Source organism: Desulfoluna sp. CYM3A (assembly GCF_056829965.1).
Window position 1 is genome coordinate 1,737,711 of sequence record NZ_CP186556.1, and the last position, 11,787, is coordinate 1,749,497.

The following is an 11,787-nucleotide window of genomic DNA, read 5'->3' on the forward strand; positions in this document are numbered from 1 at the left end:
CTTTTGGGGTGAAGAGACTTCTGTCATGCGTAAATTGGCCAAACATGCTGAGTGGTACTTAGGTGCGACGGCCCGGCAGGCGCAGAAATAAGGGGGGGATGCCAGGGGACAGGGCAATGGCCGGGTCGGGCGGTGGGTTTGAAAGCTCTTTTTTGTGTCGGGGTCACACCGTGAGTCGACTCTGTTGTCACGGTATGGAATGGCTGGATTGCTTTAACTTCTCAGTTTGATTAAGAAAAAACATACGCGATATGGCCTGGCGATTCAATGAAAAAACGATGGGTGTACCGCATTGAAAACGGGTGGTTGACATGGGGATGGCCACGTCACGGCAAGGGAACGGCCTTCTCTACAGGGGCTTGGCCAGGGGGCTGGGGGGCCGGTGCCTCGGATTGATCGTCGGTGATCAATTCCTCATCATCTTTCATGGCCATTTCGGCGATGGTGTCCAGGACAGATTCCCAGGACCTGCCGGTTCCCGTGGACAGAAGAAAGGAGCGCACCTTTTTGACTCCCGGTGTGTGGCGGGCGTGATACTCGGCGGCCTGCACGGCCCTGTCCGAGCCGACCACCCCCAGGAGCACGGCATGGCACTGCACGGATTTGACATACACGTTGGTGGAGAAAATCGCGCTGTCGGCAACCAGCCTGGCGTTGAGCTCCGTGGTGATGCGCAGGTCGTCGGTGATGGCGCAGAATCGCTCGTCCCCTTTTTTCAGGATGTAGGGCACCGGGGGCTTGCCCGTGACCTGTCGTGCGATGGTCACGAGGCGCTCGGCCTCCCCCAGGGTGTCACACTGCCCCACGATAAAGGGGTAGCCGTAGTAGCACTTGGCAGAGACATCCAGGACCATGGTGACATCATCGGCCAGGATTTTTTCCATGAGCAGGGCGGTGAGCTTTTTGTCGTTCAGGATGTGCTTGATGCTCCGCTCGTCCACGGCGGTTTTGTAGACGGTCCGAGCCCCACTGCGTATGGCCGACCCCACGCTGCAGGAGGTCATCAGTAAAAGAACCAGGGCTGTGGCTGTCATATATAACTTTTTCATGCAGTTCCCGCAAAAATCAGGTGCATTTTCTGATACCATTCAGCCTGCTTCCGTCGGGGGCAACAAGGGTCCGAACCCTTACAAAAGGGGCTGCTCAAACCCCTCAAGCCGAGTTTTTCCGGCGTAACGTCTCTTCGGGGTCGGACAAGAGACCTACGGCTTCAGCAAGGGCCTGCCGGGCCTCTTCGATCATGCGTCGGATGAGTTCGTCAACACCGGGGATGTCCTCGATGAGCCCCACGGACTGACCGATGGTGAGCATGGCTTCTTCAGCGTTTCCCTCTTTCCAGACGGCCTTGGCACGTTCACCGGAGATGAGGGGCAAAAGGTCGGTGAGGTCCCCGCCTTTCTGCTCCACCTCCGCCACCTGGCGCATGACGGTGTTGGACAGGGCCCGGACCTGAAGGCCGAAGGCGCTCAAGAGGGACTGGAGGTTCAGGGAGGTGTCGTTCTCTTTTTTTTCCATGAGCACCTTGTGGATGTTGGCGTGGACCCCGCTCTCCCGGGTGGCAAGGAACCGCGTGGCCATCATGATGCCGTCGGCACCTAACGAAAGGGCCGCTGCCAGGCTCCGGCCAGTGGCCATGCCCCCTGCGGCCAGGACGGGGATGTCCACCTCGGAGACCACCCGGGGCACCAGCACCAGGGTGGAGACATTGTCCATGTGGGGAAAGCCCCCCTCCTCGAACCCTGCGATGGTGACGGCATCGTAGCCCACTTTCTGGGCGTGCACCGCGTGTTTGACGGTTCCGACTTTGTGCAGCACCTTGACCCCGGCCTCTTTGGCCATGGGGATGAATTCGGGCCCGAACGGTTCGCCGGGCACCGGGATGCAGGGCCGTGACCCTTTTTTCACAGCAGACCCGGAAAAAGTCCTGGAGCAGCTCCACGGGAAGGCGGATGGAGGGCATGGTGGTGATGTTGACGATGAAGGGCTTGTCCGTGAGCCGCCGGGTGTCATCGATGGCGGCCCGCAGGTCGTCTGCGCTGTTGTAGTTTCCCGAGGTGAGGTTTCCCAGGGCACCCGCGTTACTGATGGCCGCGGCCAGGGAGGGTTTGGCGATCCAGAGCATACCGCCGCACTGAATGGGGTACCTGCATCCGAAGAGATCCGTCATGCGTGTCTTCATGGGGTGTCCTTTGCGGGTTGAACGGGTTTGGGATGTCGGGACGTGCTGAGTGAGATATGTTGAGATGACTATACGTTAGCACAAGCTTGGAAATGGGGTCAATGATAGGGCGCGTCCCGTGGACCAGGGCGTGGTCATGGAGGCATGGTCGCCGGAAGTATCCATTTTTCCTGGGGGAAGGCCTGTGGATTCCCCCTTTCGGGTGGCGTCATCGGCCCTTTACAGAACCGGTGTTTCCCTGCCCAGGGGGCCCCGGGTGTCTCTTTCATTTTTTCCCCGTTGCAGGCTCAAACCCCGGACCGCCCGTCATTGGGCTTTCTACAGGATTTTTACAGGAACGCTCCTCGGAGGGAGGCAAAGAATCTTCTTTGCAGTTGCCTCCCACCTATGGTAATCCCCAAACGTTATGGCAATAGATAACCCGTTCACCACCCCTTAACCCGGTTCCGGGCTGAGTTTAGATGTCGTCTTGCAAAGTCGATGAGACGACCGCACCGTCCAGGCAGTGACTTGTGGCGGAGCGGCCATCATGCAGTGTTCCGTTGCGGCGGGGTCCTGCGTTTTTTGGGACCATCGTGCCAACCCCCTGAAAGAGTCGTTTGAATGATACATGCCGGTATTGCGGCACAGCTTTGCTGTGTCTAAAGAATTCCTGCGTGCTCATCACGGCTTGAGAACCGATCCCTTGAGGTTTTGATTATGAGTGCAAATCAGATTTTTGATAATGAGAAGTACCTGCGGGAGCAGGCCGGTGAGATCCGGAAGCGTATTGAACGATTCGACAACAAGCTCTACCTGGAGTTCGGCGGCAAGCTGATGTTTGACTACCATGCCGCCCGCGTGCTTCCGGGCTATGACCCCAACATCAAGATACGCCTTCTGCAGAAGCTCAAAGACCAGGCCGAGGTACTGATCTGCATTTACGCCGGGGACATCGAACGCAAGAAGGTCCGCGCCGACTTCGGGATCACCTACGAGACCGACATCCTCAAGATCATCGACGACCTTTCCGAGTGGGGCATCGAGGTGCGGGGCGTCATCATCACCCGCTTTGAGAATCAGCCTGCCGCCGTGCTCTTCAAGACCAAATTGGAACGCCGCGGGATCAACGTCTACACCCACTACTTCACCAAGGGCTACCCCACAGATGTGGAGACCATCGTCAGCGACGAGGGCTATGGGGTCAACGACTACGTAAAGACCGAAAAGCCCCTGGTCATCGTCACCGGACCCGGTCCCGGCAGCGGTAAGATGGCCACCTGCCTTTCCCAGCTTTACCATGATCATAAGCACGGTATCCAGGCCGGTTACGCCAAGTTCGAGACCTTCCCCGTCTGGAACCTGCCCTTGAAGCACCCGGTGAACATCGCCTATGAAGCGGCCACGGCAGACCTGGCCGACGTCAACATGATCGACCCCTTTCACCTGGAGGCCTACGACACCAAGTCGGTGAACTACAACCGGGACGTGGACGTTTTTCCCGTGCTCAAGAGGATCCTCCAGAAGATCACCGGCGATGAGTCCTGCTACCTCTCTCCCACGGACATGGGCGTGAACCGCGTGGGCTTTGCCATCGCTGATGACGAGGGGGCCAAGGATGCCTCCAAGCAGGAGCTGATCCGGCGCTATCTTCGTTACCGCTGTGAGTATGTCCTGGGCATGGTGGACAAAGACACGGTTCAGCGCGCCGAACTCCTGATGAAGGAGTTTGACCTTACCGAAGAGGATCGCTCCGTGGTGGGTCCTGCACGAAGAGCCGCAGAAGAAGCCAAGTCCGACCCACGTCTGGGCAACGAAGGGCTCCACTGCGGTGCCGCCATCAAGCTGAAAGACGGCACCATCATCACCGGCTCCAACTCTCCCCGCATGCACGCCGCAGCCAGCGCCATTGTGCGTGCTCTCAAATACCTGGCGGAGATCCCCGGCAAGATCCAGCTCCTTCCCCAGGCCACCGTGGACTCAGTGAACAACCTTAAGACCGATGTGCTGGGAGAAAAGAACCTCTCCCTGGACCTCCAGGAGACTCTCATCACCCTGGCCATCAGCGCCACCAGCAACCACGCGGTGCAGCTGGCCATGGAAGGGCTCAAGGAGTTCAAAGGCTGTGAGATGCACATGACCCATATGCCCACACCCGGCGACGAGGCCGGTCTGAGGCGACTGGGTGTCTACCTCACCACCGACCCCCTCTTTTCGTCCAACAACCTGTATACGGCCTAAAGAAACAGGTCATAGGGTATAGATTTACAGGTGACAGGGCCAGGGGAGAAACATGATTTCCCGGGCGGCAAGCTCGGGTGATGCGTTGCCCTGGACCTTATATAAGAACACCACAAAGAAACGCACCGGAGCACCTTTGTTCCTGTGCGTTTTTTTTGTGGCCGCGAGATGGGTTCAATGTGCGCTGGAACAAAGAACACCTTTTGTCTTTTTCGTTAGCTGTGATACGAGTGTGTTTCGGCATGCAGCGTTACCTGGAGCCTCGATGGGCCATGATGGCATAACCCTAAAGCATTGGCGATCCTCAGCGTGGGGGGCGTTGCATTATTCTTATTTAAGGAGACCCTGTAATGAACCGTTCGAGTTCCCGGCATGTGTCCGCCGGTCTGTTTATTCGGTTTTTACTGGACCGACCCCGTGCCCTTGGGGTGGGGCTCATGCTGGTGGTTTGTCCCGTCCTTACCCTTGTTCTGCTCAGCTGGCTCATCACCTCCATGGACGGTAAGGGGCCGGACTTTGATTCCCTCCTTGAAAAGGGCAGACCGGTTACCGCCACGGTGGTGGATGTCAAGCCGGTGACACGCATCACCATCGAGCACCGCAATCCAGTGCGTATCACCTACAGCTACAGGGAAAACGGTGCTTCTGTCATCGACACGGTCCAGACCATGGCTGAGGCAGGCTACGGCCTCAAACCCGGCCAGGCCGTGACAGCCCTCGTGTCAAATGGCGATTCCATTCTTCCCGATTTTCCTCCGGTGGTCTTTCCCGGGTGGGCCATTGCCGTCATCAGTGGCATCTTTGCCATGATGGGCCTTCCTTTTCTGGGTTATGCCTGGGCGGGTGCTGCCGCCAAAAGGCGGCTCTACCGTCGGGGCGCTTTGATCAACGGCACCGTGGACTCCTTTTCTTCGGCTTACTGCGTGCCCTTTACCGCAACCCGAATGCAGGTCGCCTTTACCGGCGTCACAGAAGAGGGCAGGGCCGTGAAGGGCTCCACCGTGGTGGTGGCTGACGAAAGCTGGCACGGAAAGAAAAGGGGCAGCACGGTGCGGGTGCTGGTGGATCCCTTGCTTCCCGAGCGGGCCTGTGTGGTGGAAGAGGCGGTGATGGGTGCTGTTCGAGGGAGGAAGGGAAAGGGCTAAAGGCTAAGGGCTAAAGGCGAAAGGCGAAGGGCTAAGGGCTAAAGGCGAGGGAGGGGGGCATCGCTATGTTGCGTTGTTGTGCCTGCGTTAACACGGGAACATTCTTTTTGGAGGTTAAGTGATGAAACATGGCGTGGCCTGTTTTTTCAGTATCCTTTTAATTCTCTCCACGGCATCTGCTCATCCGGCGGATACAGCCCCGACCCGCCCCAGCGGCGTGGTTCTTCTCCACGGCCTGGCGCGGTCCGCCTCGTCCATGGAAAAGATGGAAAAAGCCCTCCAGGCCGCAGGCTATCCGACCCTCAACATCGACTACCCCTCCACCGATTACCCGGTGGAGGTCCTCTGCCGGGACCACGTGGCCCCTATGGTGAACGTCTTTTCTGGAGCCAACGGCGGCTCCATCGCCTTTGTCACCCATTCCATGGGCGGGATTGTCCTTCGGTATCTGGTGAAAGAGGAGCTTATCGACCTGCCATATCGCGCCGTCATGCTCAGTCCTCCCAACCAGGGCAGCGAGGTGGTGGACAAACTGGGGCGGCTCCGTCTCTTTACGCTCATCAACGGCCCCGCCGGAAACCAGCTCGGCACCGGTCCCCATCAGCTCCCTGCCACCCTAGGGCCTGTGACTTTCCCCCTGGGCGTCCTCACCGGCACCCGCACCATCAATTTTATCCTCTCCGCCCTGATTCCCGGTCCCGACGATGGCAAAGTGGCTGTAAGCAAGGCTCCTGTCGCCGGCATGACCGATTTCCTCACCATCCCCGCCACCCATCCCTTTATCATGAAAAACAAAACAGCCATTCACGAGACGTTGAGGTTTCTGGAAACCGGGCATTTTGGGGCGTCAGGTTTCACATGCTTTGTCCCTTTGCTCCTCAGGGGCATCGCATGTGCTGACGGGGTGCGCTCGTGGAGCACCGTTAAGCATATAACGAATGGATGGAATGGGCTGTTGGGGGGACGGGATAGGTGTGACAAAGGGCAATCTTCTTTTCCAGAGTGCCCCATCGAAAACGCCTGTCTGGATGCTGTCGTGGCCATGGGTAGGGTTGGCAAACCCGAAGCGTCCCCATCATCGACAGGTTAACCACCGAAGAGGTTCCATCGTCCCATCCAGCTGCTGGTGTTATTTCAGATAAATCATCGTAATTCATGCTATATGAGGTGCTTATATTTTCAATGGGATGTTTGGGTTTTGTTGATGGTGTGGTATTCTCTTTGGAAACCCAAGGCCTTTTTGGGGCGCTTTTCAACCCATGGAATAAATTTCCTTTTGCGTGCAGTTTCGCGCCTGCTGACGTGACATTGGTTTCGTCTCCTTTCGATCTCCCTTCCTTACTCTTTGATCCGTTTTTCATGGGCCCTTCTATACATTCAATGGCATCGGTTTGCAGCGTGTTAACCACGGTTTCTGTACGAAGCCTGGGGTACGCTTCATTGGTCTGCTCGGCGGGGGCCAATATGCGTTGCGGTTACGGGAGCATTTCGACATCAAGTAAATCAAAATGAGGGAGAGCCAAAAATGAAACAACAAGGCCCAGGGAGCGTAAGCAGTATAGTGATCTTAGGTTTTCTGATGACGATGGCGGTAACCGTTACCGCCAGAGCAGGGGCGGAGGGGTTTGATATATCCAAGGCCAACCTGGCTGATCGAATGACCTACCATCGTGCTATTGATGCCGCCGTCTGGGCCATGCCGCTGATGAATTTTAAGTTTTACCGGGATTCACTGGCCGACAACGGGGTAGGCCCAAACGATGTGGGGTATAACTCAAAGCTTCAGGACTGGAGGTTCCAGACCGCGACACCCAACAACACAACACCCTATATCCATATGTATTGGAATTTCAAGAATGGCCCTGTGGTGGTTGAGATGCCGGCGTCTGCCGACGGGGTGGGCGTTTTCGGCACGCTCATGGATGCCTGGCAGCGTCCCCTTGAGGATGTGGGTGCCAAAGGGCGTGACCGGGGACTGGGAGCGAAGTATTTGCTGATTCCACCCGGGTATGACGGTAAGCTTCTTCCAAAAGCGATGGTTTACGAGCAGGAGACTTTTTACGGCTTTGCGGTCCTGCGTCCCATTCTGGCTGGGGGCAGGCCCGGACAACCTGGCCAAGGCAACGGCACTCACGAAGCAGATTAAGATTTATCCTTTAGCAAATGCTGACAGCCCCACAAAGTCAAAGTACGTGGACGTCTACGGCAAGATGCTTGAGATGACGCCCAAGATGGACGGAACCATTTATCAGCACATCCATGAGATGATCCAGGAGGAAGTTGTTTTGGATCGCGACCTCACCATGATGATGACAATCTTGCACCTCGGGATCAAAAAGGGCGAGGCATACAAGCCGGACGCAAAGCGACAGGCCATATTCGATAAGGCTGGCCCAGAAGCACTGGATTACATGATTGAGCAATATCACCGGAATTTGAATCCATGGATGTGGAAAGGCAAAAAATGGTCAAGCTTGGTGCCGGAGCCCGGGTCCCGTGAGACCGAGTGGCGTTATGAGTTTCCTTCCTACTATGATTATCAGGCCCGGGGTGCTCTCTATTACGCGATCATCACCAGCATCAAAAACTATGGTACAGCAACCTTTTACCTGGATCTGGCGGAGACACCCGATGGCGAATGGCTTGACGGCAGCAAGAACTACAAGCTTGTGATGCCGCCCAATGTTCCGGTAGAAAACTTCTGGTCCGTCACGACATATGATTTGAAGACGGCTTCTTACCTGCGCAACATTGAAAAGAGCAGCATCGATTCCACAATGAAAGACGTGAAAAAAAACGGCGATGGCTCTGTCGATATTTATTTCGGCCCCAAGCCGGAGAAAGATAAAAAGGGCAATTGGCTTCGCACCGACCCTGATCGGCATTTTTTCCTGCTTGGCCGCTTTTACGGGCCCAAGCCTGCATTGTTCGACGGAAGCTTCGAGCTGAACGATATTGAGTTGGTCGAATAAGCAGGCCTGCGGCAGGATTACAATAAATTGCAACGATGAAGACGCATCCGCATTTTCCGTATCAGAATTGACCTGGATAGGATTTGGATCAGCCGCAAAGCCAATGGGGAAACGGGATAACTGACCTGACACAGCAGGTACAAAAAAAGAAGGAGTCAATTCATGGGGAAAAAGATGCCTTTTTCAAGGATCTTAATGGTATTATCTTTTTTTGTTTCTGTGGCTGCCTGTGCCTCAGGCCCTGAACTTCCTTCAACCACAAACATAACCCATGACGAGATTTTAGAGCAGCGATACCAGAGGCGGGCCGTTGAGGCAGGAACCTGGATTATGCCTCAAGTTATGTACTACCAAATGGCGCAAGGAGCATTCCAGACATACGGTGGTGACGAACTTACTATTTATTTCTATAGTCAGCCAATGGATTGGCGTGCTCGCATGGTTACCGGAAACAACAATTCACCCTATATCCATACGTATCATGATTTGAGCAAGACCGGCCCAGTGGTTCTGGAAGTACCACCCGCCACGGAGACAAATTCATTTTTTGGGACTTTTCTGGACTCCTGGCATAAACCGATGGTAGATGTCGGTCCGGATGGCGCAGATCAGGGCAAAGGGGGGAAATACCTTGTTGTTCCGGAGGGGTATCAAGGGCAAGTCGACGGGTTTATCGTTGTTGAGCAGAAAACAAATAAAGGCTATATCTCATTTCGTTCCCTGACAAAAACAACGTCAGTGGCTGACATGCAAAAGCATCAGGAATATGTTCGAAAACTTAAGTTCTATCCGTTGGAAGCGCCTTCGACGGAGACAACATTCATAGATCTGTATGGAAAAGTCTACGATGCTACGATTAAGTTTGATATGCGCTTCTGGGAAGCCGCAAATGCTATGATTCAGAGCGAAGTTATCAGGGCAGACGAAAAAGCTTTCTATGGCATGATGAAATCACTCGGTATAGAGAAGGGAAAGCCCTTCGAGCCTTCTCCGAAACAAAGAAGTCTGCTTGAGGCTGCGGCGAAACAACTTCATATAGAAATGATGGACGATGTGGTTTATTTTGCGCCTGAGCTTTGGCCGGGTCAATCACGGTGGGCACTTCCAGTGCCTGTGGAAATGGTGAGCACAATGGCAACCTATGTCAGCCCGAACTGGAATGATTATCAATCCAGAGGAGCAACATTCTTTTTTTATTTCGCACCACCAGCCTCATTAGCTGAGAGCAAATCAACAACTTATATAAAAGGTGCCCTGGACGTTCAAGGGAATAAGTTGAATGGAGACAATGACTACACCATCGTCATCCCAGCTGAAGTGCCTGCAAAACGTTTTTGGTCCATGTTGACCTACGCGACAAAGGATGGCAGCTACATCAGAGAGTCAGACAGGGTGGGCATTGCTTCCAACGAGCAGGAGATCACAAGAGAGAGTGATGGTTCTACAATCCTTAACTGGTCCAGCGACTGCAATGGCAAGATTAACTCCATGCCTGTTCTCAAGGGGGAGGACTTCTTCGTGCTTTTCAGGTTGTATGGTCCTGAGCAAGCTTTTTTTGATAAGAGCTTTGTTCTGTCAGACATTCGAAGAGTTGAGGAGTGAGAGCCTCATAAGCACACGGATGTCAGTGGAAGATGTTTTTGATGTGATGTCATATTTTGGTGTTCGATCTTCAGCCTTTGCAAACCGGGGGATTGACTGTAACTGAGGTAGTGGCTGATGCGGAGCGAAGGCAATCCATTAACTTGTCGTTCTTCATTTTTCTGTCTCGCAGATTGAAGGATAGTACGCGCTGTCAAACAAAGGCTCACCTCGGGCTCACGAGGTGAGCCTTTTGAGATGTGGGCAGGGAAAAAGGGGGCCGGAACAGGAGGAACAGCAGTAAGAAACAGGCTCCTTATGTTATAACCGGTAAACTTGCGGACAGATCGTGTATAAGCCTTCTGGCTGATCTTTTCCACATTTGCCGGTTGCAAAGCGCGCATTGATTTTTCATAATAGCCCTGCATCGTGGTCTCCTTCGTTTTTACTTGGTTAAGTTACCGGAAGGCTGCGATGCTTTCCTTTTGGTTTGAGTGTGTTGGTATGAAGGGATGCTGATTTTGCTGTTCAGGTAGAGGGATGGTTTACCGTGTGGCGGCTTTTTTAAGCAATTTCAAGTCTTCTACTGGGCTATCGTTATGTATTTTGGCCATCTTCGTCGCTCGAAGGTTGTCAAAAATGAAACACTGTCGTACTTAGATTCCTGTTGGGTGAAGCAGGTATTGGCAGAGAAATAAGGGGATAGGATGAATAAGAGATTTAAATCTGTACTGATCTGGCTGACTGTAATCGTATTAAGTGTTTGCTTTTATTTTACACCATATTGGGCTGTATATAATATGAAAGAGGCCGCAGAAAATCGAGATGCGGATGCGCTGTCTGAATATGTCGATTTCCCGGCTCTCAAAGAAAGTTTAAAGGCTAACTTTAATGCCATGATGGCAATAGACATGAGTGATAATCCTTTTGGCGCTTTGGGTGCCTCATTAGCTGCGGCTTTCATAAATCCTATGATTGATAACCTTGTAACGCCTGAAAGCTTGGCGATGATTATGGAAGGCGGAAAGCCTGAGCTAGATAACATATCTGGAGAAGACGAAAACGTTAATCATAACACAGATAAAAACACCGAAATAACAATGAAGTATGGCAATTTTAATAGCTTTGTAGTTACGGTCAAAGAAAAGGACTTACCCGAAGACCCCGTAAAAATGATATTCAAAAGGTATGGTTTTATTTCATGGAGACTCACTGCATTACGCTTACCTTTGCCGGAATAAAAATCTGACTTCCGGAGAGGCCTTTACTGGAATTCCCCATAGAGAGAGGTAAAATGCCTTGCCCTTTAAATGGGCAAGGTAGCCGCCCAATGAGACCGTCAAACAAACTGTGTACCTGGGCGCTGGCGTATGCTTTAAAGAGGTACTCTTTCTCAAAAACAATGAAAAAAACAGTTGGGGCAGCTGCTCAGGCCCTGATGGAACGAGGCCACCTTTCTTAACGATGGGATAAACCGTATCCAGCGGCGGTGAGTGAACACTGCCGCTCGTGTGGCAGCAATCCGGGGACAGGCATTTTGAGTTGCCTTGTGCGGCGGGGGTCGACCCGCCGCAGAGACAGCAGAAACAGGGACAGGCTCTTTATGGTGTTGCATATGGGTGTGCTCGACTCGTGAAATATTCGGGTTATGTCTCAAAAGATCCAAACAGCGTTTCATCATGGGTTGCCA

General features: G+C 53.6%; 11 protein-coding genes and 1 pseudogene. 8 read left to right on the top strand and 4 right to left on the bottom strand.

Features of this window, described 5'->3' with window-relative positions; translation table 11 throughout:
- Nucleotides 1-326: 326 nt before the first annotated feature.
- Nucleotides 327-1,049, bottom strand: coding sequence for a BON domain-containing protein (locus tag ACOYW1_RS09015; protein ID WP_482422528.1), 723 nt, complete (start codon nt 1,047-1,049; stop codon nt 327-329).
- 103 nt (nt 1,050-1,152) lie between these two features.
- A complete protein-coding gene (locus ACOYW1_RS09020; protein WP_482422529.1) occupies nt 1,153-1,875 on the bottom strand; it encodes an NAD(P)H-dependent flavin oxidoreductase in 723 nt (240 codons plus the stop codon).
- 14 nt (nt 1,876-1,889) lie between these two features.
- On the opposite strand from ACOYW1_RS09020, the gene ACOYW1_RS09025 reads away from it, so the two are divergent.
- Nucleotides 1,890-2,045 carry a hypothetical protein gene (locus ACOYW1_RS09025; RefSeq protein WP_482422530.1) on the top strand — a complete coding sequence of 52 codons (156 nt, stop codon included), beginning with the start codon at nt 1,890-1,892 and terminating at the stop codon, nt 2,043-2,045.
- On the opposite strand, the pseudogene ACOYW1_RS09030 reads toward ACOYW1_RS09025, so the two are convergent.
- Nucleotides 2,021-2,179, bottom strand: a pseudogene (locus ACOYW1_RS09030) (nitronate monooxygenase); the annotation flags it as partial. The gene ACOYW1_RS09025 and the pseudogene ACOYW1_RS09030 overlap by 25 nt on opposite strands.
- Nucleotides 2,180-2,878: 699 nt before the next feature.
- Between ACOYW1_RS09030 and ACOYW1_RS09035 the strand changes: the two are divergent.
- From ACOYW1_RS09035 to ACOYW1_RS09060, 6 genes are all read left to right on the top strand, one after another.
- On the top strand, nt 2,879-4,399 hold the full coding sequence (locus ACOYW1_RS09035; RefSeq protein WP_482416655.1) for a DUF1846 domain-containing protein: 1,521 nt from the start codon (nt 2,879-2,881) through the stop codon (nt 4,397-4,399).
- 350 nt (nt 4,400-4,749) lie between these two features.
- Nucleotides 4,750-5,544, top strand: a complete 795-nt coding sequence (locus tag ACOYW1_RS09040; protein ID WP_482422531.1) for a hypothetical protein — start codon at nt 4,750-4,752, stop codon at nt 5,542-5,544.
- A 121-nt stretch (nt 5,545-5,665) separates the two neighbouring features.
- Nucleotides 5,666-6,634 (top strand): esterase/lipase family protein, encoded by a 969-nt coding sequence (locus tag ACOYW1_RS09045; RefSeq protein WP_482422532.1) that lies wholly within the window; start codon nt 5,666-5,668, stop codon nt 6,632-6,634.
- Nucleotides 6,635-7,069: 435 nt separating this feature from the next.
- On the top strand, nt 7,070-7,690 hold the full coding sequence (locus ACOYW1_RS09050) for a DUF1254 domain-containing protein (RefSeq protein WP_482422533.1): 621 nt from the start codon (nt 7,070-7,072) through the stop codon (nt 7,688-7,690).
- Between the two features lie 64 nt (nt 7,691-7,754).
- Nucleotides 7,755-8,516 (top strand): DUF1214 domain-containing protein, encoded by a 762-nt coding sequence (locus ACOYW1_RS09055; protein WP_482422534.1) that lies wholly within the window; start codon nt 7,755-7,757, stop codon nt 8,514-8,516.
- 162 nt (nt 8,517-8,678) lie between these two features.
- Nucleotides 8,679-10,118 (top strand): DUF1254 domain-containing protein, encoded by a 1,440-nt coding sequence (locus tag ACOYW1_RS09060; RefSeq protein ID WP_482422535.1) that lies wholly within the window; start codon nt 8,679-8,681, stop codon nt 10,116-10,118.
- A gap of 5 nt (nt 10,119-10,123) precedes the next feature.
- Here ACOYW1_RS09060 and ACOYW1_RS09065 read toward each other — a convergent pair whose 3' ends face one another.
- Complete coding sequence (locus tag ACOYW1_RS09065; RefSeq protein WP_482422536.1) at nt 10,124-10,525, bottom strand: hypothetical protein; 402 nt, start codon at nt 10,523-10,525, stop codon at nt 10,124-10,126.
- Nucleotides 10,526-10,804: 279 nt separating this feature from the next.
- On the opposite strand from ACOYW1_RS09065, the gene ACOYW1_RS09070 reads away from it, so the two are divergent.
- Entirely contained in the window at nt 10,805-11,338 is a 534-nt protein-coding gene (locus tag ACOYW1_RS09070) for a DUF2939 domain-containing protein (RefSeq protein WP_482422537.1), read from the top strand.
- Nucleotides 11,339-11,787 lie beyond the last annotated feature (449 nt).